This is a genomic window from Vibrio sp. NC2, assembly GCF_025195005.1.
Taxonomy (GTDB): domain Bacteria; phylum Pseudomonadota; class Gammaproteobacteria; order Enterobacterales; family Vibrionaceae; genus Vibrio; species Vibrio splendidus.
This window is the reverse complement of the sequence record NZ_JANVFC010000024.1, coordinates 44886-67991: the sequence shown is the minus strand read 5'-3', so window position 1 is coordinate 67991 and position 23106 is coordinate 44886. Positions and strand designations below refer to the sequence as shown.

Genomic DNA, 23106 nt, shown 5'->3' with positions numbered 1-23106 from the left:
AGTGCGCTTAATGTAGTGTTTATTTGGAATGGTCATCATTAGTCCTCAATGTGTAAACACATTTCAGGACGGGACAAATACGTTGACGAAAAAGGCCCGGTTCATTGAACCGGGCCTTTTAGTATCTAACTCACTCTGTCTCTAGAGTGAAATGTATCTAGAGTGAAGCGTATTCAAGGTGAACTAACAATGACTAGTCGATCTTAAGCTCTTGCAGCATCGACTCTGGCAATGCCAGTTCATCATTTTTGTTTACAGAGATACCGGCAGCGATGATCGCATTAGCGATATCTTTAGCTTCATCCAAAGAGTGCATTGCCGCAGTACCACATTGGTATTCGTTCAGCTCAGGGATCTTATTTTGATTCTCAACTTTCAGCACATCTTGCATTGCAGCCAGCCAACCGTCTGCTACTTGCTGCTCTGAAGGCGTACCAATTAGGCTCATGTAGAAACCAGTACGACAGCCCATCGGTGAAATATCGATGATCTCTACATCTGAACCGTTCAATTGATTACGCATAAACCCTGCGTATAGGTGCTCTAGAGTATGGATACCTTTCTCAGATAGAATGTCTTTGTTTGGTGCAGTAAAACGCAGGTCAAACACAGTGATGGTATCCCCTTTTGGGGTTTGCATTGTTTTAGCTACACGAACTGCAGGTGCGTTCATGCGCGTGTGATCAACAGTGAAGCTATCTAATAAAGGCATTGCTCTTCTCCATGACGGTTGGCTTTAGAAAAACCAACTTCTATTGTCTTCTAGTTCTTTACGACACTGTTTAAGCTGCCATCCATAATCTTTTGCTTGCTGTTCGACTTTGCGCGCCACCTTAATCAACGATGGTTTGCTATTGTATGACTTGCGCTTATAGCCACCACGACCTTCATGATAAGCCAGGTATTGGTTATACGGATCCCATAGTGAGATACCAAGCTGACGACGCGTCTCGCTGGTGTACCAACCGATGAACATCAATGCATCATCAAAATTGGTTCTTGAGCCACCGTTATTGGTCGCCTTTTGGAAGTCTTCCCAAGCAGGGTCTTGAGCTTGTGCATAACCGTAAGCACTACTCACGCGTCCCCACGGAATAAAGCCAAGAATGTAATCTTTAGGCGGGCGCGCATCATGACGATAGCTACTCTCTTGTTTCACAAAAGCCATCGCTACGTTGATCGGCGTGCCCCACTCTTCTTGCATATCGAGTGCATCTTCATACCACGACGGGTGTTCTCTGAAGATGCTACACAGGTTATCTTGCTGCTTTGGCGGTGGCGTTGCACATCCAACCAATAGGCTAGAGACAATACCAACAGTCACTACTGGCAACCATTTTCCACTTACGCGTTTAGGCTGGCCTAATAAGGCTTGCTTCCTTTCCACCAAAGTCTCGCTATGCTTTTAAATACGAAAAATAATCCGTTAAGAAGCTGTCAAAATCTTGAGTACTTGCTTCTTCACTTTGTTGCTGAGCTATCACAGAGCGTTGAACTTCCGCTTCCATCAACTCAGCTGAGTAAACTTTATATTGGTGTGCTTTGTGTTGCTGAGCGTATGTTTTTCCTAACGCACAACCCACTTTACCCAAGCCACCTAATTTTTTGGTCTCTTCTAGCAACTGGCCAGAAATGGTCAGCTCTGGGTTATCGATCCAAGTTTCAAGCGTATCGCACGTTTCTTGGTATGCACGACCACCTTGTTCAGCATCCATCAACTCAGCGATAACACGAAGATCTTTGAATACGCGTTTAGCCCAATCTTGCAGAGACAGCCTCTCGCCATCACAACCAATCTTGAGTTCTAAACCAACCTGACGACCTTCTAAGATCACCTTGTTCCAGTTATCGCGCCAGCATTCAAGTTCGCAGTTATCCATCTCAGCAGAGTCAGATAGAACACTCCAAGTTAAGAATAGATCGAGGAAGCGAACTTGTTGCTCATTGATACCAATTGAGCTGAATGGGTTTACGTCCAAAGAACGAACCTCGATGTACTCAACACCAGCACGAGCCAGTGCTTCCGATGGTTTTTCACCACTTGTCGCCACGCGCTTAGGGCGAATTGGTGCATAAAGCTCGTTCTCGATTTGAAGAACGTTACTATTCAATTGACGGTATTCACCATCAACCTTAGTGCCAATCTCAGCAAACTCTTCTGATGGCGTGCGGATCGCTTGGTTCAAACCTTCAAGGTACTGGTCTAGGCTGTTGAAGCCAATCTTTAATACGCTTTGAGCACTATTGGTGTAGCCAAGATCACTCAGGCGAAGTGCCGTTGCTTTTGGCAGATACAGTGTCTCGCCAACCTTCTCAAAAGGTAACTTTGTCTCTCTTCCTTTGATGAAAGAAGGACATAGTGCAGGTGAAGCACCGAAGAAATAAGGAATTAACCAACCAAAACGGTAGTAATTACGAATCAAACCAAAGTAAGCATCGGACTTAGATTCACAACGCGCTTCTTCGGTTTGCTCTCCAAACAGGCTATCCCAAAAACTATCCGGGAAAGAGAAGTTGAAGTGAACACCTGAAATAATCTGCATCAGGCTACCGTAACGGCGCTTTAGGCCTTCACGATATAGCGTCTTCATTTTGCCGTTGTTAGAGGTGCCGTATTGCGCTAGCTGAATGTAATCTTCACTGCCTACGTAACAAGGCATAGAAAGCGGCCACATCTTTTCGCCATCTAACTTGGTTTGTGTGAAGTGATGGATATCAGACAACTGATTCAAAAGAGTCGGAACGTCGTTAGAAACAGGCGTAATAAACTCCAGTAGCGACTCGGAAAAATCGGTCGTTACCCATCCGTTCATCAACGCAGATCCCAAAGCCTTTGGGTGCGGCCCAGTAGCAAGATGCCCATCTTCCGTGTAGCGTAACGTTTCCCTTTCAACACCACGACCAAATTGAGAGAAGGTCTTAGGGTTGGTTGCAACTTGCTTTAGTCGCGCAGCAAAATCAGTCAAAATTCAGTTCACTTATCTTATATCGTTCTGATTAGAACTATCATAAATTAGGTCGGAGGAGAAAAATAGAGTCTTTTCCCTCCCCCTTTAATGTGTACTCTAACGAATGATTTCAAGCTCTTCTATTGGAATATCTAACTTTTCTAGTTGAGGACGAAGCGAAGTCGCATCACCAACAACAATTATTTGATAATCATTCGGGTCAAACCATTTCTTAGATAGCTCGTTTAAGGTCTCTTTTGAAACCGTTTCAACTATCTGATTACGCTGTTGTAGGTAATCTTCATCAAGGCTCAATGCAACAATATTACTCAACAATCCAGCCTTTTGACTTGGCGTTTCGTATTTAAGCGCATCTTGTTGACCGACGGCAAAGCGCATAAATTTCACCTCTTCGTCAGTTAATCCACTCTGACTAAATTCATTCAGCTCAGAGATAAACTCTTGAATCGATGGAACCGTCGCATTGGCTCTCACTTGAGCACTAAATACTACCGCACCAGTTTCACGTGTACTCGCGAAGTAACCGCTCGCACCGTAAGTGTAGGCTTTGTCCTCACGTAGATTCTGGTTGATACGGCTATTGAAGTTACCGGCTAAATTGAAGTTAGCCAACTGGCTCAAATACAACTCACCCGTCGCATCAAAAGGTAAACCTTTACGCACCAAACGGACAATACTTTGTGGCGCACCTGGTTTATCTACTAAGTACAGATGTTGTCCTGAAAGCTCTTTGATGATCTGCGGACGCGTTAGTGGTGCCGCATCGCCTTGCCACTGTTCAAAGAATTGTAGCTGTTTTCCCACCTCTTTCTTCGAGATGTCTCCCACAACAACAATATTGGCACCTTCCGGTGTGTAGTGTTGTGCATAGAATTTTTTCACATCATCTAAGGTTAGATCCGATAGAGACGCCTTGGTGCCATCGCTTGCTCGAGCAAAAATACTGTCACCAAATAGCACTTCACGGGTTGCTTGGGAAGCCATCCAGCTTGGTTGTTGATGCTGATAGACAACACCTTCAAGCATCTGCTTCTTAACACGTTCAAAGTCTTGCTCATCAAACTTAGGCTCAAACAGAACCTCTTGTACGATCGCTAAGGTTTGAGGTAGGTTTTTCTCTAGCGTTGAAACCGAGATATCCGTGGTATAACTGCCTGCGCCAATGCTAACGCTACTGCCAAGCTTATCTAAGGTCGCCTGTAGTTCTTCAACCGTTCGTTTAGTCGACCCCTCTTCCATCATCGAAGCCGTTAGGTTCGCTAAGCCTTCTTGACCTTTACGAACATAGCGTTCGCCTGCAGGCAGTTGAATTTGCAGCTGTACTGTCGGCGTTTCACTGGTCACGGTACCAATCAAGTCAGTGCCGTTCGCAAAGTGCATGCGGTACAACTCAGGCATGGTCGCTTCAACACCAAAGTTCACTTCTGGCATCACGCTGCGATCAAATGTGTTTGGTGCTTTTCTGAAATTAAGCTGGTCTTCAGTGACCTTACTGTATTCAGGAAGGGTACGTGCAGGTGTGGTAAAGGTAGCCTCACGAACCGCTAAGTCGAGTTTTTTCTTAGGAACCACACTCAACGTAACCTTGTGCTTGCCTTCGATGAAATCTTGGTATGCCTTGCTTACGCTTTCTGGAGTAACCGCTCGAATTTGATCGAGTTGCGATTCAATGCGATCCGGCTGACCATAGAAGGTTTGGTTAGACGCAAGCTGTGAAACCTTGCCTTTAACACTTTGCAGTGCAAAAACTGCATCCGCTTCTGCCATACCAGTGATCTGGTCTAAACGCTCTTGTTCAACGCCCTCTTTCGAGAATTGATCTAAGGTATCCATCAGCTCTTTGTTCAGAACTGTCAAATCGCCTTTTTCACCTGAATTACCCATCGCATACACATACATGGTACATGCAAGCTCAGCACAATCATGGAAAGATCCTGCGCTCACCGCTTTTTGCGTTTTTACGAGGTTTTGATACAGGTAACTGTTGGTGCCAGAACCTAACACATTGGACAGTGCATTCAATGAAGCCTGCGTCTCTTCACCACGATACGTTGTTGGCCAACCAACAAGCACCATCGGCTGACGAATATTATCTTTTAAGGTGATGTACTTGTCTTCAGTCAGCACTGCAGGTTGCTTCTCTGCCGCCTTAACTTCAGGTCCTTGAGGGATAGGGCCAAAGTACTTGTTAACCCACTCTAGCGTGTCATCAACGTCGATATCACCACCGATCGTTAACACGGCATTGTTTGGGCCATACCAACGTAAGAAAAATGCCTTAAGGTCATTCACATCAACACGATCTAAGTCTTCAACATAACCGATTGGTTGCCACGAGTAAGGGTGACCTTCTGGATACAGTGCTTCTCCCATGCGCTCCCACATCAAACCGTAAGGGCGGTTTTCATAGCTTTGCGCTCGCTCATTCTTAACCGTGCCTCTTTGCACCTCAAATTTCTTTTGAGAAACCGCATCTAACAAGAAACCCATTCTGTCCGATTCTAACCACAACATTTTTTCGAGTTGGTTAGAAGGAACGGTTTCAAAGTAATTAGTGCGGTCACGGTTGGTGGTGCCATTTAACGAACCACCCGCTTCGGTGATGATCTTAAAGTGCTGTTGATCACCGACGTTCTCTGAGCCTTGGAACATCATGTGTTCAAAGAAGTGAGCAAAGCCTGATTTGCCAATCTGTTCACGCGCAGAACCCACATGATAGGTCACATCAACATGAACAAGTGGATCAGAATCATCAGGAGAAAGAATAACGGTCAAGCCGTTTTCAAGCTGATACTTCGCATAAGGAATCACGACTTTATCTTTAGAAGGCTTAACCTCTTCTAACAGAGTGACACCTTCCGGTAACGAGGAAAAGAAGGGTGTTGAGCTAGGTACATTGTAAGAACAGCCAGCAATGGCGATAAGAGAAAATGTACCAAGTAAAACCTTTTTCATAGGTTCTCCTTAGAAAAAACCGAAGTAGATAGCAGCAAGTAAGCTGTAGCGAGCGGCTTTGCCAATCGCTATCAAAATAACGCTAGGGATAAATTTCATTCTCAGCCAACCGGCAGACAGACACAAAGGATCACCAATGATGGGTAACCAACTGAATAACAGTGTCCAGTAACCATAACGGCTCAGCCAAGCCATAGCCTTATGACCATGCTTTTCAGATTGAGTTCGATTGGGCAACCATAAACCAATCCAATAGTTGGTCAGGCCCCCCAAAGTATTACCGAGTGTCGCCAGAAGAATGATCGATGATGTTGAGAACTGCTCTAAGCTCAAGGCTGCCACAAGGCTCGCTTCTGATCCCCCGGGCAATAATGTGGCACTCAAAAAGCCACTAATAAAGAGTACCCACAGCGCCGAGTCAGAGAACCACAGCGCTATGTTTTCAAACAGAGAATTAAAAAACTCTAGCACTGCCTATCAACCTTCTTGCATTTTAAGTAGTACCTTGCCTCTGGTATGTCCGGTTTCAACCTGTAGATGAGCTGACTGCGCTTCGTCTAACTGGTAGATACCTTGAATTTCTGTTTTGAGCAATCCGACACTGACCATGTACAGCATAGTATCCATTTGCTCTGGGTTTGGCTCAACCAGCATACCTGATGCAGTAAAGCCTAATAATGTTGCTTTTTCGCAGATCAATTCTGCAGATAAAGTTGGGACTGTCACCACTCTTGCGCCATCTTTTAGACACTTCAATGCATCGAGAGCGGTATCGCCACCAACCAAATCAATCAGCACATCAACATCAGAGACTCTTTCCGATGCTGGCGCAAACTTATAGTTAATCGCATGAGCGCCTAGCGTTGCTAAGTAATCAAGATTCGCTTCGCTACAAGTTGTATAAACCTCGGCTTTCGCCGCCACGGCGATTTGAACCGCTAGATGACCAACACCGCCAGCACCCGCTAAGATAAGTACGCGATCGCCCTCTTTCACTTCAGCTTTGTTGAGCGCTTGGGCTGCTGTTTGACTGGCTAATGGTAATGCTGCGGCCGCTTCTAGAGTCACCGAATCAGGAACCATGCTTAATGCCGCTTCTGGGACACACACATACTGGCTGTAACCGCCACCTTGCAGTGGGAAACCAATAAAGCCAGCCACGTTATCACCAACAGTAAAACGCTCTGCCTGTTCGCCTAGGGTGACAATTTGCCCTGAAATGTCATAACCAGGCACCCAAGGCAGGTTATCTTTGTTCTGTGCTGCAGCCCAACCAAGGCCCGCTCGGGTTTTGACATCAATCGGATTAATGCCTGAAAAGGAAACTTTAACCACCACTTCTCCAGCCTTAGGCTCAGGAATAGCACGGGTTTGAATACTGAGGTTTTCGACGCCGCCGAATTGAGTAATCGCTATCTGTTTATTTTCCATTTCCACATTTCCTTGATTGATAAAAGCCCTAATGAGCAAGCACCCTAATTGATAAAAAGAAAGGGATGCGAAAGCATCCCTTTGACTATAAACCATTTAATAAGGCTAAGTTAACCGCTCATTCGTAAATTGACGACCAATTAACGTAACGATACGTGACCTAGGAACCTACTAGCCCACTAGAGCTAATAGAATACCCGCCGCAACCGCACTACCAAGTACACCTGCCACGTTCGGGCCCATCGCATGCATCAACAAGAAGTTTTGAGGGTTTGCCTCAAGACCAACCTTGTTTACAACACGAGCCGCCATAGGAACCGCTGATACACCAGCTGCACCAATCAGTGGGTTGATGTCTTCTTTAGAGAAACGATTAAGCAACTTCGCCATTAACACGCCACCCGCCGTACCGATACTGAACGCCACCGCACCTAAACCTAAAATACCCAGCGTCTCTAAGTTCAAGAACGTATCCGCTTGAAGCTTAGAACCAACACCTAGGCCAAGGAAAATAGTTACGACGTTAATCAGTTCGTTTTGAGCTGTTTTTGAAAGGCGATCAACCACACCCGCTTCACGCATTAAGTTACCCAAGCAGAACATACCTACTAGAGGTGTTGCTGAAGGTAGGAACAGAATAGTCATCAGTAGTACAGCAAGCGGGAAAAGGATCTTCTCGGCTTTACCAACGTGACGTAACTGCGCCATCTTAATCTTGCGTTCTTCCGGCGTCGTTAGCGCTTTCATGATAGGTGGCTGAATAATAGGAACCAAAGCCATGTAGCTATAAGCCGCAACCGCAATGGCACCTAGTAGGTCAGGAGATAACTTACTCGCCAAGAAGATCGCGGTTGGGCCATCGGCACCACCAATGATCGCAATTGACGAAGCATCTGCCATTGAGAATTCCATTCCTGGAACATAGTTCAGCAAGATCGCACCAAATAGCGTTGCGAAGATACCAAACTGAGCCGCAGCCCCTAGCCATAACGTTTTAGGGTTAGCAATCAACGCACCGAAGTCCGTCATTGCACCAACACCCATAAAGATCAGTAGTGGGAAAATACCCGTTTCAATACCAATGTAGTAAACGTAGTAAAGCAAACCACCGGGATCAGTAAACCCAGCATTTGGAATATTTGCTAATACAGCACCAAAACCAATCGGTAATAAAAGTAACGGTTCAAACCCTTTACGAATTGCCAAAAACAACAATAAGCAACCGACCAGCATCATACAAATCTGGCCGAACTCAAAGTTAGCAATCCCTGTTTCAGACCATAAGGTCATCAATCCTTCCATGGTACTCCCTTACGCTAAGCTTAGTAGTGGAGCGCCTACAGTAACTGCATCGCCTTCTTTAACATTCAATTCCTGAACGATACCACCACGAGCAGCACGAACTTCCGTTTCCATTTTCATCGCTTCCAAGATCAGTAGCACATCGCCTTCAGCCACTTCAGCACCAGGCTGAACGATAACTTTGAAGATGTTGCCTGCTAATGGAGCTGGAACCGCTTCTGCATCAGAAGCCGCAGCTGGTGCTGCTTGAGATGCTTGTGCTGGTTTCGCTGATGGAGATACTGATGTCAGTTCGCCTTGTGGCCCGACTTCAACATCATAAACTTGACCATCAACCTTCACACTGTAGCTTTCAATGCTACCTGAAACAGGCTGTGGTGCCGCAACAGGAGCTGCCGTTTCTGCAGTTGGTGCAGGTTCAAATGCTTCAGGGTTACGACGGTTCTTAAGGAACTTAAGGCCGACTTGTGGGAAAAGTGCGTATGTCAGTACATCATCAACGGTATCTTCAGCGAGTGAAATGCCATCTGATTTCGCTTTTTCTAAAAGGTCTGTCGTTAACGTATCCATTTCAGACTTAAGTAAATCAGCAGGACGACACGTGATTGGCTCTGCACCATCTAACACTTTCGCTTGCAGTTCAGCATCAACCTCAGCAGGCGCTTGACCGTATTCACCTTTCAGTAGACCAGCAGTCTCTTTAGTGATGCTCTTGTAGCGCTCACCCGTTAGAACGTTGATAACCGCTTGAGTACCAACAATCTGAGAAGTAGGTGTTACCAAAGGAATGTAACCCAGCTCTTTACGTACGCGAGGGATCTCTTCGAGCACTTCGTCCATACGATCGGCTGCGCCCTGTTCTTTAAGCTGGCCTTCCATGTTGGTTAACATGCCGCCAGGAACCTGAGCAATCAAGATACGTGAATCAACACCTTTTAGCTGACCTTCCCATTTCGCGTACTTTTTACGTACATCACGGAAGTAAGCCGCGATGGGTTCGATCTGATCAAGCTTAAGATTGGTATCACGCTCTGTACCTTCTAACATCGCAACAACCGTTTCGGTTGGCGTGTGACCGTAAGTACAGCTCATTGAAGAAATAGCGGTGTCTAGAATGTCGATACCCGCTTCAACGGCTTTAACCGCTGTTGCAGTCGATAGACCTGTTGTCGCGTGGCTATGCAACGCTAGAGGAACGTCACACGATGATTTGATACGTGTAATCAGTTCTTCGGCTTCATAGGGCTTTAATAAACCTGACATATCTTTGATACATAGTGAGTGACAACCTAGATCCTCTAGGCGTTTAGCCAAATCAACCCAAGTATCTGAGTTGTGAACCGGACTGGTTGTGTAAGACAACGTACCTTGAGCGTGACCACCAACATCAATCGTTGCTTTCACTGCTGTTTCAAAGTTACGTACGTCATTCATCGCATCAAAAATACGGAATACGTCCATGCCGTTCTTATGGGCACGTTCAACAAATTTTTCTACTACATCATCCGCGTAGTGACGGTAACCCAATAAATTTTGACCACGCAGTAGCATCTGCATTGGTGTGTTTGGCATCGCTTTTTTCAGCTCACGCAAACGCTCCCACGGATCTTCTCCTAGAAAACGAATACACGAATCAAACGTTGCGCCGCCCCAAGTCTCTAAAGACCAGTAACCGACTTTATCCAGTTCTTCCGCAATTGGCAGCATATCTTCGATACGCATACGAGTAGCAAATAGTGACTGGTGCGCGTCACGAAGTACCACATCTGTGATAGCTAGTGGTTTAGACATGCTCATAAACTCCTTTTTAATCCTTTAAATGCTACTTAGCAGTAGACGCACGGTATTGATGAACCGCGGCCGAAATTGCTGCCACTACCTGTGGACTAACAGCTGAAGGGTTTGATTGTGATTTTTTGATTTTTTTAGGTGCTGCGATCGGCTCTGGTACTTCTTCTGGTACCAGTTTTGACATCAACCGAACGAGGTAAACTAGAATAGTTAGGAAAATAAAGACAACGGACATCCCCGTTATCATTAGAGTCGCCGCATCTCCTAGCAGGCTTCCAATATTAGTCATGTTGCTTCCTTTCTTCGTCATCCTGACATACGTGCAGGATTTCAGCGAATAGTGATCCCGACCCATGGATTATCTCGATTGGTAAAAGTTTGTCAATTTTGTTTAAGGTTCTGTTACGGATAACGCACACATAAGGTTAATTATTCGCCTATCAGATCACATAAATCTGTCAAATACGTCATTTATAGATATTTAAACTGTGACTTAAACGGGGCTTTTCTTAGAAATGATATGAGAAAGGTGGAATAACAAAGAAGCAATCAAGAATTACTTTAAATACAACAAGTTAAACAACGACAAAATTTAACATTATCGCAACAAATTTGCAGCAGACATAAAAAAAGCCTCGTATAAACGAGGCTTTCTTTAATAAGGTGGTGCGCCCTGGAGGATTCGAACCTCCGACCGCCTGGTTCGTAGCCAGGTACTCTATCCAGCTGAGCTAAGGGCGCAACGGTTTCGATATTAAGCCGTTAGTTAAGGCAATAAAGCAGTTAAGGCAATAAAGCAAAACTAAACGTTTAACATCAGGATTACTAAAACCCCTAAATAGTGGTGCGCCCTGGAGGATTCGAACCTCCGACCGCCTGGTTCGTAGCCAGGTACTCTATCCAGCTGAGCTAAGGGCGCACATTGTTACTTCTGTGTTTGCTTGCAAATTCAAACGTGCAAGAAATGGCGGTGAGGGAGGGATTCGAACCCTCGATGCGGCTATAAACCACATACTCCCTTAGCAGGGGAGCGCCTTCGGCCTCTCGGCCACCTCACCGTCTTGCGGAGGCACATATTACGTTTTACCGAAAATATGTCAAACACTTTATTGAAAAAAACCGGACAAAAACATTCAACCGTTTGCAATTTAATCAAAGCGCTTGCAAATTGAACTTATAACATCCAATTAGCGCTTTTTCCCTTAAAAATTAAGGTGAAAGATTGGCAATAATTAACAGCGGAAAACAATTATCTAATTTATCTCGCAGTAAGTGTCACTGCTGTTTGCACCATACTACGGGATGCTCTATTTCGCCATAGGGCAAGTCAGTAAAACTTGAACTATGGCAAACAAATATCATGATGCTTCAATAAGAGTTAACTCTGGTGGCTTGGCTTTTCTATATCAAGCACTCCATCCAGCATCTAAAACTAAGCCAGTTAGTGAATCAACCTATTGCTAAGTTGTGATTATGTGCACCCCAAGATCAAAAAAGGCTAGCAACAATGCTAGCCCCTCTTCTACGCAAAAGTATTAGTAGTTGCCAGATGCAACGTTACCATTACCTTTTTCAGCTTGAATGCGCATGTAGATCTCTTCACGGTGAACAGATACTTCTTTAGGTGCGTTAACACCAATACGTACTTGGTTACCTTTAACACCTAGTACAGTAACTGTTACTTCATCACCAATCATCAGTGTTTCGCCAACACGGCGAGTCAAAATTAGCATTCTTTGCTCCTTGAGTAATCTCTAAATTTATCTAGCTACGAGAGCATTATCCAACAAAAGTTATATTTTCGTAAACTATCGATTGAGTTTATTTAACCAAAATGCACTTCTTTTTTAAGATAACCCTGTGTTTCACGCGCTACGATGTATGCATTGTGTAATATGTTAGCAGCTATATCGACTTGCGTTGGTGATATCACCAAAGTTAAAGACTGCTGCTGCAATAAGTGATGTTGTACATCAATTTCGCCTTCAGACAACAATCCATGTGAACTGACCACAATTTCTTGCGTTCGGCTTCCTACCACAGTTAACAAACTAACATATTCACTATTACGGATTTTTTCAGCAAAAACTAGTTTTAATTTAGCACTTATGTCCGGTTTGATAATGAGCGCTGCCCGTTCTGTTTCCTCGATCACACTACAGACTTCGATCCCTAACAACTGGCAATGCGACATGATAGACGGTAAATCTTGATTCAAACACTCGATGCGAACCATATCTCTTTGAATGGCTATTCCAGCAATATCATTCAAACAATCATTACCCGCGATGAGAGTGCCCTCGCCTTCTTCAAAACTCGAAAGTACTCTCAGTGGTACATTGTGTCGCCACGCATGCTGAACACATGGAAGGTGCAAAACCTTAGCGCCTCTGCGAGCCATTTCTTCCATAGAGGGAAAGTCTAAGGTATCTAATTTTTTAGATTGCTTAACCACTCTAGGGTCGCAGGAATATACGCCATCAACGTCGGTATAGATCTGACACTCTTTAGCTTGAAGCGCGCCCGCTAATGCAACGGCCGTGGTATCTGAACCACCTCGCCCTAAGGTTGTGATATCACCTTTCGCGTTAACACCTTGAAAACCTGCAACAATGACAATCTGGTCATCATCTAACAGCGCTCTAATAGGAGCGGTATCAATACGCTCAATCGTCGCATTATTATGATTAGAATCGGTGTGTATCTTGGCTTGATAGCCGGTCATCGATGTCGCTTCATAACCCAACTTGTGCAACGTCATCGCCAACAAAGCCATAGAAACTTGTTCTCCAGCCGTTAACAACACATCCAATTCTCTAGCGTTTGGGACACTATCAACTTGTGAAGCTAAGTTAACTAACCGATTTGTTTCACCTGACATAGCAGAAACGACAACCAAGATCTGGTTCCCTTCATTTTTCGCTTCAATGATTTTTTCTGCTACATGATGGATCCGCTCTATTGAACCCACCGACGTTCCACCAAATTTCTGCACGATAAGAGGCATTTTCACCCGTCCTCACCTTCCCAAGACCAATGTCTATATATGACAAAAAAACACATACTCCGCGTCAGGGCGAAGCAATAAAAAATTAACCAAGGAGTCTAACGCCACCATTAGACTTCTTGGTTAATCTCAATCAAACCTTGTTTAAACACGCTTCCAATAGGCAAAATAAAAGATGCCCAATCAACTGATTGGGCATCTTTATATCAATTACTTAAGCTTAAAGACGCTCTTCTAGCCAAGTACGTACAGATTTAAGCGCTTCAGGCAGCGCTTCAACGTCTGTACCGCCCGCTTGAGCCATATCTGGACGACCGCCGCCTTTACCGCCAACTTGCTCAGCAACCATCTTAACGAGGTCACCCGCTTTTACTTTGCCGATAAGGTCTTTGGTTACGCCAGCAATCAAGCCAACTTTACCGTCTGCGATATTCGCAATCAGGATGATGCCGCTACCTACTTGGTTTTTAGCGTTATCAACCATAGTACGTAGGTTCTTGTTGTCTGCGCCTTCAATTGCAGCAACCAAAACTTTAGTACCAAAGATGTCTTCTACTTTGCCCATGATATTTGCGCTTTCTGCAGCAGCCATCTTTTCTTTAAGCAGTTGGATTTCTTTCTCTAGCGATTTCGCTTTCTTAGCTGATTCAGCCAATTTCTCTTCGTAAGCGTTAGCCTGAGCTTCTACTGCATCTAGAGCAGCTTCACCCGTAACCGCTTCAATACGACGAATACCCGCAGCAATACCACCTTCAGAAGTGATCTTGAATAGGCCGATATCACCCGTGTTGCTTGCGTGGATACCACCACAAAGTTCAGTCGAGAAATCGCCCATAGATAGAACGCGAACTTCATCATCGTACTTCTCGCCAAACAGTGCCATTGCACCTTTTTCTTTCGCTGACTCGATGTCCATGATGTTGGTTTCAATCACGTGGTTCTTACGAACTTGTACGTTAACCAAACGCTCTACTTCTTTAATCTGTGCCGGTGTTACCGCTTCAAGGTTAGAAAAGTCAAAACGTAGGTTGTCTGGCTTAACTAAAGAACCTTTTTGTGCAACGTGCTCACCTAGAACTTCGCGCAGTGCAGAGTGAAGTAAGTGAGTTGCAGAGTGGTTTAGTGAGATAGCAGCTCGACGCTCAGCGTCAACAATAGCTTCTACTTTATCGCCTTGAGCAAATACACCTTCAACTAGCTCACCGTGGTGCGCAAATGCGTTACCTAGCTTCTGAGTGTCTTGTACTTTGAATAGACCAGATGCTGTTTTTAGCGTACCAGCGTCACCACATTGACCGCCTGACTCAGCGTAGAATGGTGTCTCTTCAAGGATGATGATTGCTTTGTCGCCAGCCGATAGTGAAGATACTTCTTCGCCGTCAACAAATAGCGCAGAGATTTCACCAGCGCCTTCAGTCGCTGTGTAACCGCAGAACTCAGTGTTCGTGTCTACTTTGATCGTCGCGTTGTAATCAGTACCGAATTGGCCTGCTTCACGTGCACGCTTACGCTGTGCTTCCATCGCCTTCTCAAAGCCTTCTTCATCGATAGTAAAGTCGCGTTCACGAGCTACATCGTTAGTAAGGTCAGCTGGGAAGCCGTATGTATCGTAAAGTTTGAAGACTGTTTCACCGTCAAGTTCTTTGCCTTCAAGTGCGTCTAATGCGTCGTTCAGGATAACCATGCCGCGCTCTAGCGTGCGACCAAAGTTCTCTTCTTCGATGCGAAGTACTTTTTCAACAAGCTCTTGTTGTTTCTTAAGCTCTTCAGCTGCAGAACCCATCACTTCAGCCAGTACGCCCACAAGTTTGTGGAAGAACACGCCTTGTGCACCAATCTTGTTACCGTGACGAACTGCACGACGAATAATACGACGTAGAACGTAGCCACGACCTTCGTTTGAAGGCATTACGCCATCAGCGATCAGGAATGAACAAGAACGGATGTGGTCAGCAATAACGCGCAGCGATTGGTTAGATAGGTCGTCGTGACCTACTACTTCTGCTGTCGCCTTGATTAGCTTTTGGAATACATCAATTTCGTAGTTAGAGTGAACGCCCTGCATGATTGCAGAGATACGCTCAATACCCATACCAGTATCTACAGCTGGCTTAGGCAGCGGTTCCATAGTGCCGTCAGCGTGACGGTTGAACTGCATGAATACGTTGTTCCAGATCTCGATGAAACGGTCGCCATCTTCTTCAGGTGTACCAGGACGGCCGCCCCAAATGTGCTCACCGTGATCGTAGAAGATTTCAGTACATGGACCACAAGGACCTGTGTCACCCATCGTCCAGAAGTTATCAGATTCAAACTTCTTGCCGCCTTCTTTATCGCCGATACGAACAATCTTGTCAGCAGGAATACCTACTTTCTTGTTCCAGATTTCGAATGCTTCGTCATCTGTCTCGTAAACCGTTACTAACAGGCGATCTTTTGGCAGACCTAGTGTTTCAGTCAGGAATTCCCAAGCAAACCCAATCGCTTCTTCTTTGAAGTAATCGCCAAAGCTGAAATTGCCTAGCATTTCGAAGAATGTGTGGTGACGAGCCGTGAAACCTACGTTTTCAAGGTCATTGTGTTTACCACCCGCACGTACACAACGCTGAGCCGTAGTTGCTCGAGAGTAGGCACGCTTTTCGGCGCCTAGGAAGCAATCTTTGAATTGGTTCATACCTGCGTTAGTGAACAGCAGGGTTGGATCGTTATGTGGAACTAACGATGAACTGTCTACGATTTGGTGTTCTTTGCTCTCAAAGAACTTAAGGAACGCGTTGCGAACCTCATCAGTGCTCATGTACATGCAGCTCTTCCTGAAAATAGTCGAGTTAGAATTTTGCCGTATTGTAGATCATGGTTAAGGCTTCGACTAGTTTTCTTGTAGAAAAGACACCCTTGGGCAGGATTTTAGTTGGAAATCGATAAAATGAAGAATATTCCACTAGCTCAGATAGGGAACAAACAAAAAATTGGCAAGCTACCTCAAACAACCAAATAGATCTAGCAAGGCGCTGCAAGGATGGGGACAGATACTTTGACAAAAAAAGCCCCGCATAAAATATGCGAGGCTTCCTATTCTTTCAAAGCGGATGTTCCTTTCAAACACCCGCTCTATAAACCGTTAGCTTATAGCTCTTCGTTTTCTTCTTCTTTCTCTGCGCCTTTTTCTTCAAGAACAGCAGGAGTCAGTAGCAATTCGCGAAGCTTAGTGTCAAGTTCCAGAGCGATCTCTGGGTTTTCACGTAGGTGCTTACAAGAGTTTGATTTACCTTGGCCGATCTTGTCGCCTTTGTAGCTGTACCAAGCGCCCGCTTTCTCTACTAGCTTATTCTTAACACCTAAATCGATAAGCTCACCTTCGCGGTTGAAGCCTTTGCCGTAAAGGATTTGAGTTTCAGCTTGTTTGAATGGTGCAGCAATCTTGTTCTTAACAACCTTGATACGAGTCTCGTTACCAACAACTTCATCACCATCTTTGATTGCACCAGTACGGCGAATATCAAGACGAACAGATGCGTAGAACTTAAGTGCATTACCACCTGTTGTTGTTTCTGGGTTACCGAACATTACACCAATTTTCATACGAATTTGGTTAATGAAGATAGCCATACAGTTAGACTGTTTAAGGTTACCTGTCAGCTTACGCATTGCTTGAGAAAGCATACGCGCTTGAAGACCCATGTGGCTATCGCCCATTTCGCCTTCGATCTCAGCTTTAGGTGTTAGTGCAGCAACCGAGTCAATAACAAGAACATCGATAGCACCTGAACGAGCCAGTGCATCACAGATTTCTAGAGCTTGTTCACCGGTATCAGGTTGAGATACAAGCAAAGCATCGATATCAACACCCAACTTTTGAGCGTAGATAGGGTCAAGTGCGTGTTCCGCATCCACGAATGCACACGTTTTACCCACTCTCTGCGCTGCAGCAATAAGCTCAAGCGTTAGCGTTGTTTTACCTGATGATTCTGGACCGTAAACTTCAACGATACGTCCCATCGGTAAGCCACCAGCACCTAGTGCGATATCTAGAGATAGAGAACCTGTAGAAATAGTTTCTACGTCCATTGTGCGGTTATCACCAAGACGCATGATAGAACCTTTACCAAATTGCTTTTCAATCTGACCAAGGGCTGCAGCTAACGCTTTTTGTTTATTCTCGTCCATTTCTATCTCCACATAATCGGTTGTTTCAACAAGCGACTTAGAATCTATTTCTAACCCACAAAGGGGTGACTAATTGGCTTTTATTATACTGTTGATTCATACAGTGTCTATACCTGTATGAAAATAATTTGTACAAATGTTACTTGTCTTCCATTGATAGGTAATCATAAATAACTTGTAAGGCATGGTGCGTAGCTTGTTGGCGTACTTGTGATCTATCGCCTGTAAATACATGCGTTCCTACTTTGTTCCACCCATTTACTGCTTTCCAAGCAAAACACACAGTCCCTACCGGTTTCTCTTCCGTGCCGCCGCCCGGGCCAGCAATACCGCTGATAGACACAGAAATAGTGCCGTTTGAATGTTGCAGTGCCCCGTGAGCCATTTCTATAACCACCGGCTCACTCACAGCACCAAACTCAACTAAGGTTTCAAGCTGAACACCGATCATCTCTTGTTTCGCTTCATTACTATAGGTCACGAAAGCACGGTCAAACCAAGCCGAGCTACCAGCAATATCCGTTACCGCGCTTGCAACGCCACCGCCAGTGCAAGATTCAGCCGTCACTAATACATGTTTATGTTTCGCAAGTAAGTGTCCGAGTTTTTCACTAAGAGCTTGAGTCGTCTGCATCTTTGGCTTCCCTTATCTAGATGTATATCATTTGGATTTGCATCTTTTCGCATGTGTCGCTTTTCGCACGAAACGCTTTCACGTATCCTAAGCCGCAATAGAAATAAACGAAAGAAGTTAACTGTGAAAGCCGATCAAAAACATACTCCTATGATGCAGCAGTACCTAAAACTAAAAGCAGAAAATCCAGAAATTTTGCTGTTCTATCGCATGGGAGATTTCTACGAGCTTTTCTACGATGATGCTAAAAAAGCCTCTCAACTCCTCGATATTTCGCTAACCAAGCGTGGCTCTTCAAACGGTGAGCCTATTCCTATGGCGGGCGTTCCATACCACGCCGTTGAAGGTTACCTTGCGAAGTTAGTGCAGTTGGGCGAGTCCGTAGCGATTTGTGAGCAGATTGGTAATCCAGCAACTTCAAAGGGCCCGGTTGATCGCGCTGTCGTAAGAATTGTGACACCGGGAACTGTAACGGATGAAGCATTGCTTTCTGAGCGTGTTGATAACCTTATAGCCTCCATTTACCACCACAATGGTAAATTTGGCTACGCGACGCTTGATATTACTTCTGGTCGATTCCAACTATGTGAGCCGGAAACCGAAGAAGCAATGGCGGCAGAGCTACAAAGAACGTCACCACGTGAACTGCTGTTCCCTGAAGATTTCGAACCTGTAAATTTGATGGCAAGTCGTAATGGCAATCGCCGTCGCCCGGTATGGGAATTTGAATTAGATACAGCGAAGCAGCAACTGAATCAACAATTTGGTACTCGTGACTTAGTTGGCTTTGGTGTTGAAAGCGCAAAACTAGGTTTATGCGCTGCGGGTTGTCTGATCCAATACGTTAAAGACACGCAACGTACCGCTCTTCCGCATATCCGTTCACTCACAATGGATAAGCAAGATCATTCCGTGATCCTTGATGCGGCTACTCGCCGTAATTTGGAGATCACCCAAAATCTTAGTGGCGGCACCGATAACACCCTATCCGAAGTACTCGATCATACCGCAACCGCGATGGGTAGCCGCATGCTTAAGCGTTGGTTACATCAACCCATGCGTAATATTTCAGCTCTTGACCAACGCTTAGATGCGATTGGTGAAATGAAAGATCTTGCTCTATTTACAGAGTTACAACCAACGCTGAAACAGATCGGTGATATCGAACGTATTCTTGCTCGTCTTGCCCTTCGCTCTGCACGTCCACGTGATATGGCACGACTTCGCCAAGCGATGGAATACCTACCAGAGCTTGCTGAAACGCTAACGCAACTTAAACACCCATATCTAACTCAGCTTGCTCAGTATGCTTCGCCTGTGGATGAAGTATCTGAACTGCTTGAGCGTGCGATCAAAGAGAACCCACCCGTGGTTATCCGCGATGGTGGTGTGATAGCAGAAGGCTACAACGCCGAGCTAGATGAATGGCGCGACCTTGCTGCAGGTGCAACCGAGTTTCTGGATAAGCTTGAACAAGAAGAACGTGAACGTCACGGTATCGACACACTTAAAGTTGGCTACAACAACGTCCACGGTTTCTTCATTCAGGTAAGCCGCGGACAAAGCCATCTTGTGCCACCACACTATGTTCGCCGCCAAACGCTGAAAAATGCAGAACGTTACATTATTCCTGAGCTGAAAGAGCACGAAGACAAAGTTCTCAGCTCTAAATCGAAAGCCCTAGCTATCGAGAAGAAGTTGTGGGAAGAGTTGTTTGATTTGTTATTGCCTTATCTAGAGCGACTGCAAAACATTGCATCTTCAGTATCTCAGCTTGATGTTCTACAAAACTTAGCTGAACGTGCAGACACCCTTGATTACTGTCGTCCAACCATGACAGAGTCTGCTGGTGTACAAATTCAGGCGGGTCGTCACCCCGTAGTTGAACAAGTGATGGACGAACCCTTTATTGCTAACCCTATCGACCTCAACGATCAACGTAAGATGCTGATCATTACAGGCCCAAACATGGGTGGTAAGTCGACCTACATGCGTCAGACCGCACTCATTGCGCTGATGGCTCATATCGGTTGTTATGTTCCAGCAGAAAGCGCGACGATTGGTTCTATCGACCGTATCTTTACGCGTATTGGCGCATCCGATGATTTAGCTTCGGGTCGTTCAACCTTCATGGTTGAGATGACAGAAACCGCAAACATTCTGCACAACGCAACACCAAACAGCCTTGTGCTAATGGACGAAATCGGTCGTGGTACCAGTACTTACGATGGTCTGTCTCTAGCTTGGGCAAGTGCGGAGTGGCTAGCTAATCAAATCAATGCGATGACACTATTTGCAACGCACTACTTTGAACTAACTGAGCTGCCTAACCAACTTCCAACACTGGCTAACGTGCACCTAGACGCGGTAGAACACGGCGACAGCATTGCCTTTATGCACGCAGTTCAAGAAGGTGCCGCAAGTAAATCTTACGGTCTAGCGGTAGCTGGATTGGCTGGTGTACCTAAAGCGGTAATCAAAAATGCACGCGCGAAGCTGACTCAGTTAGAGGCATTGAGTATCGACTCTCCGACATCAAAGCCAAGCGGCGTTGATATCGCTAACCAACTGAGCCTGATACCTGAACCGAGTGAAGTAGAACAAGCACTTGCGAATGTTGATCCAGATGATCTGACACCTCGCCAAGCATTAGAAGAGCTCTACCGTTTGAAGAAGTTGCTTTAGTCCCTTTCCAAGTAGCTTGCTATTGTCGTTTTGTACTGTCGCTTAAGTCAACAGCATAAAATACAAAAACCACAAACAAAAAAACGCTGACTTAAAGTCAGCGTTTTTATTTGTCTTCTATTCAAAGAAACATCATCAGTTCATTTAGTCGTTTTCTACATTGAATAGATTTTCCATATTCAGACCTTGCTTGATAAGAATCTCACGTAGACGGCGAAGGCCTTCAACTTGAATTTGACGAACACGTTCGCGAGTCAGGCTGATTTCACGGCCTACTTCTTCTAGTGTTGACGGTTCGTAACCCAGTAGTCCAAAGCGACGTGCAAGCACCTCTTTCTGCTTAGGATTCAGTTCATCAAGCCAGAAAATCAACGAGTTCTTGATATCGCTATCTTGAGTTGAAACCTCAGGATCTGAATTGTTGATGTCTGGAATAATATCCAACAGTGCTTTCTCACCGTCACCACCAATTGGCGTATCAACAGAGCTCACTCTTTCGTTTAGACGAAGCATCTTACTCACATCACCAACAGGCTTATCTAGCTTAGAAGCAATTTCTTCCGCCGTTGGTTCATGATCAAGTTTTTGTGATAGCTCTCTTGCGGTACGCAGATAGATGTTCAGCTCTTTCACAACATGGATTGGCAAACGGATAGTGCGAGTCTGATTCATTAACGCACGTTCAATGGTTTGACGAATCCACCATGTCGCGTAAGTTGAGAAGCGGAAACCACGTTCTGGGTCAAATTTCTCTACGGCGCGAATCAAACCTAGGTTGCCTTCTTCAATAAGATCAAGAAGTGCAAGACCACGGTTACTATAACGACGTGAAATTTTTACCACTAAACGCAGGTTACTTTCGATCATGCGTTTACGTGCTGCTTCATCACCGCGTAGAGCTCGACGTGCATAAAGCACTTCTTCTTCAGCGGTTAGTAGTGGTGAGAAACCGATTTCGCCTAAATAAAGCTGAGTAGCATCTAAACTTTTAGACGTAACTTCAACTTCTTCTTTCGCTTCGGTTTTCTTTTTGACTGTTCGTTTTGCTTTTCCAAGAGCTTCCGGTTCCGTGGTTGCTTGGTTAAGATCGAACTCTTCTTTGGTTACTGCATTGCTTATACTCATAACGCCTCCCCCTGGCGAAATTAGCATGACATCACAACTTGATATGTCGCTAAATGACTATGTCACTCCATACAATACGTAATTTTTGCATATTGTATTTAAGGTAAATATCGTTTTGGATTAACCGATTTACCTTGGTAACGAATCTCAAAGTGCAGCCTAACACTGCTGGCTCCAGAGCTTCCCATAGTTGCAATCTTCTGCCCTGGTTTCACACTTTGCCCTTCAGATACTAATAGTCGGTCGTTATGCGCGTATGCACTTAAGTAATTATCATTGTGCTTCACAATCACTAGATTGCCGTAGCCTCGTAGTGCATTACCCGAATAAACAACCGTTCCCCCTGCAGTAGATACTATTGGCTGACCTCGCTGTCCTGCTATGTCGATGCCTTTATTTCCTTGTTCGCCTACAGAGAAATTCTTGATTACTCTCCCTTTAGTTGGCCATAACCATTTGGATACTTTATCACTTGTTGGTTTGGTGGACGGTGTAACATTCTGTTTACCTTTAGAACCAACATACTCCTTTGATTTGGATTGTTCAACCTTCTTTGGTGGATCTTTTTTCACCACTTTGGTGGTAGTTTGAGCTGGAGCAGGTTTAGAGTTTTTACTCTTCTGCGGCGTAGTTTTCGGTTTACTTGCTGTCGATGACGTAGTGGATGCCGATGATGTAGTGGATGCCGCGACAGGCGCAGCAACGGCTGCAACCGCTACTGTTGATTTACCATACGCTGGCGCATTGTAACTCGGGCGCCACAACTTAAGCTTCTGCCCCGGGTGGATAGTGTAAGGAGCAGCGAGTTTGTTATAACCGATGAGGTCTTTAACGTCTTTATTGGTGACATAAGCAATGAAGTAAAGGGTGTCGCCTTTTTTTACTTCATAGTAACTGCCGCGATAACTACCACGATCAATCGATGAGTAATTCTTGTTTAGGCTTGAAACAGGCGCAGGTGAATTCGCCGCACACCCAACAAGTGCACAACTAAGCAATAAAGTACTTCCTTTTAACAACTTCGAACGCATCGACTCTCT

17 protein-coding genes and 3 tRNA genes are annotated in these 23106 nt (G+C 45.1%); 1 reads left to right on the top strand and 19 read right to left on the bottom strand.

Features of this window, described 5'->3' with window-relative positions; translation table 11 throughout:
• Positions 1-193: 193 nt before the first annotated feature.
• The 17 genes from luxS to pncC form a co-directional block, all read right to left on the bottom strand.
• Positions 194-712, bottom strand: a complete 519-nt coding sequence (luxS, locus tag NX845_RS20885) for an S-ribosylhomocysteine lyase (protein ID WP_017079953.1) — start codon at positions 710-712, stop codon at positions 194-196.
• A 24-nt stretch (positions 713-736) separates the two neighbouring features.
• Positions 737-1387 carry a hypothetical protein gene (locus NX845_RS20880; RefSeq protein WP_029222727.1) on the bottom strand — a complete coding sequence of 217 codons (651 nt, stop codon included), beginning with the start codon at positions 1385-1387 and terminating at the stop codon, positions 737-739.
• A gap of 10 nt (positions 1388-1397) precedes the next feature.
• A complete protein-coding gene (gene gshA, locus NX845_RS20875) occupies positions 1398-2966 on the bottom strand; it encodes a glutamate--cysteine ligase (protein WP_108189537.1) in 1569 nt (522 codons plus the stop codon).
• 99 nt (positions 2967-3065) lie between these two features.
• On the bottom strand, positions 3066-5924 hold the full coding sequence (locus NX845_RS20870; protein WP_260257108.1) for a pitrilysin family protein: 2859 nt from the start codon (positions 5922-5924) through the stop codon (positions 3066-3068).
• Between the two features lie 9 nt (positions 5925-5933).
• A complete protein-coding gene (locus tag NX845_RS20865) occupies positions 5934-6395 on the bottom strand; it encodes a YqaA family protein (RefSeq protein WP_108189536.1) in 462 nt (153 codons plus the stop codon).
• Between the two features lie 6 nt (positions 6396-6401).
• On the bottom strand, positions 6402-7355 hold the full coding sequence (locus NX845_RS20860) for an NADP-dependent oxidoreductase (protein WP_004735496.1): 954 nt from the start codon (positions 7353-7355) through the stop codon (positions 6402-6404).
• A gap of 171 nt (positions 7356-7526) precedes the next feature.
• The gene (locus tag NX845_RS20855; protein ID WP_004735495.1) at positions 7527-8657 is read right to left on the bottom strand and encodes a sodium ion-translocating decarboxylase subunit beta; all 1131 of its coding nucleotides are present in this window, start codon (positions 8655-8657) and stop codon (positions 7527-7529) included.
• Positions 8658-8666: 9 nt separating this feature from the next.
• A complete protein-coding gene (gene oadA / locus NX845_RS20850; protein WP_260257107.1) occupies positions 8667-10448 on the bottom strand; it encodes a sodium-extruding oxaloacetate decarboxylase subunit alpha in 1782 nt (593 codons plus the stop codon).
• A 31-nt stretch (positions 10449-10479) separates the two neighbouring features.
• Positions 10480-10737, bottom strand: coding sequence for an oxaloacetate decarboxylase subunit gamma (locus tag NX845_RS20845; protein WP_010435831.1), 258 nt, complete (start codon positions 10735-10737; stop codon positions 10480-10482).
• A gap of 375 nt (positions 10738-11112) precedes the next feature.
• Positions 11113-11189 (bottom strand) — tRNA-Arg (locus tag NX845_RS20840).
• A gap of 101 nt (positions 11190-11290) precedes the next feature.
• A tRNA-Arg gene (locus NX845_RS20835) sits at positions 11291-11367 on the bottom strand.
• Between the two features lie 46 nt (positions 11368-11413).
• Positions 11414-11506: transfer RNA gene (locus NX845_RS20830), tRNA-Ser, on the bottom strand.
• A gap of 477 nt (positions 11507-11983) precedes the next feature.
• Positions 11984-12181 (bottom strand): carbon storage regulator CsrA, encoded by a 198-nt coding sequence (gene csrA / locus NX845_RS20825; RefSeq protein WP_004415691.1) that lies wholly within the window; start codon positions 12179-12181, stop codon positions 11984-11986.
• A gap of 92 nt (positions 12182-12273) precedes the next feature.
• A complete protein-coding gene (locus NX845_RS20820; protein WP_260257109.1) occupies positions 12274-13455 on the bottom strand; it encodes an aspartate kinase in 1182 nt (393 codons plus the stop codon).
• Between the two features lie 220 nt (positions 13456-13675).
• Positions 13676-16258 carry an alanine--tRNA ligase gene (gene alaS, locus NX845_RS20815; protein ID WP_260257106.1) on the bottom strand — a complete coding sequence of 861 codons (2583 nt, stop codon included), beginning with the start codon at positions 16256-16258 and terminating at the stop codon, positions 13676-13678.
• A 323-nt stretch (positions 16259-16581) separates the two neighbouring features.
• A complete protein-coding gene (gene recA / locus NX845_RS20810; RefSeq protein ID WP_004735435.1) occupies positions 16582-17622 on the bottom strand; it encodes a recombinase RecA in 1041 nt (346 codons plus the stop codon).
• Positions 17623-17761: 139 nt separating this feature from the next.
• Complete coding sequence (pncC, locus tag NX845_RS20805; protein WP_029222254.1) at positions 17762-18256, bottom strand: nicotinamide-nucleotide amidase; 495 nt, start codon at positions 18254-18256, stop codon at positions 17762-17764.
• Positions 18257-18379: 123 nt separating this feature from the next.
• Between pncC and mutS the strand changes: the two genes are divergently transcribed.
• Entirely contained in the window at positions 18380-20941 is a 2562-nt protein-coding gene (mutS, locus tag NX845_RS20800; protein ID WP_017077808.1) for a DNA mismatch repair protein MutS, read from the top strand.
• A gap of 144 nt (positions 20942-21085) precedes the next feature.
• Here the strand turns inward: mutS and rpoS are convergent, their stop codons facing one another.
• Both rpoS and nlpD read right to left on the bottom strand, forming a co-directional pair.
• Complete coding sequence (gene rpoS, locus NX845_RS20795) at positions 21086-22066, bottom strand: RNA polymerase sigma factor RpoS (RefSeq protein ID WP_004735404.1); 981 nt, start codon at positions 22064-22066, stop codon at positions 21086-21088.
• 98 nt (positions 22067-22164) lie between these two features.
• Entirely contained in the window at positions 22165-23097 is a 933-nt protein-coding gene (gene nlpD / locus NX845_RS20790; RefSeq protein WP_102500934.1) for a murein hydrolase activator NlpD, read from the bottom strand.
• Positions 23098-23106: the final 9 nt, after the last annotated feature.

What these genes read in the sequence shown, in the direction of transcription:
- luxS (WP_017079953.1), bottom strand. Translation starts at nt 712, where the DNA reads ATGCCTTTATTAGATAGCTTCACTGTTGATCACACGCGCATGAACGCA.
- NX845_RS20870 (WP_260257108.1), bottom strand. Translation starts at nt 5,924, where the DNA reads ATGAAAAAGGTTTTACTTGGTACATTTTCTCTTATCGCCATTGCTGGC.
- NX845_RS20860 (WP_004735496.1), bottom strand. Translation starts at nt 7,355, where the DNA reads ATGGAAAATAAACAGATAGCGATTACTCAATTCGGCGGCGTCGAAAAC.
- NX845_RS20855 (WP_004735495.1), bottom strand. Translation starts at nt 8,657, where the DNA reads ATGGAAGGATTGATGACCTTATGGTCTGAAACAGGGATTGCTAACTTT.
- oadA (WP_260257107.1), bottom strand. Translation starts at nt 10,448, where the DNA reads ATGTCTAAACCACTAGCTATCACAGATGTGGTACTTCGTGACGCGCAC.
- NX845_RS20845 (WP_010435831.1), bottom strand. Translation starts at nt 10,737, where the DNA reads ATGACTAATATTGGAAGCCTGCTAGGAGATGCGGCGACTCTAATGATA.
- csrA (WP_004415691.1), bottom strand. Translation starts at nt 12,181, where the DNA reads ATGCTAATTTTGACTCGCCGTGTTGGCGAAACACTGATGATTGGTGAT.
- NX845_RS20820 (WP_260257109.1), bottom strand. Translation starts at nt 13,455, where the DNA reads ATGCCTCTTATCGTGCAGAAATTTGGTGGAACGTCGGTGGGTTCAATA.
- alaS (WP_260257106.1), bottom strand. Translation starts at nt 16,258, where the DNA reads ATGTACATGAGCACTGATGAGGTTCGCAACGCGTTCCTTAAGTTCTTT.
- recA (WP_004735435.1), bottom strand. Translation starts at nt 17,622, where the DNA reads ATGGACGAGAATAAACAAAAAGCGTTAGCTGCAGCCCTTGGTCAGATT.
- pncC (WP_029222254.1), bottom strand. Translation starts at nt 18,256, where the DNA reads ATGCAGACGACTCAAGCTCTTAGTGAAAAACTCGGACACTTACTTGCG.
- rpoS (WP_004735404.1), bottom strand. Translation starts at nt 22,066, where the DNA reads ATGAGTATAAGCAATGCAGTAACCAAAGAAGAGTTCGATCTTAACCAA.
- nlpD (WP_102500934.1), bottom strand. Translation starts at nt 23,097, where the DNA reads ATGCGTTCGAAGTTGTTAAAAGGAAGTACTTTATTGCTTAGTTGTGCA.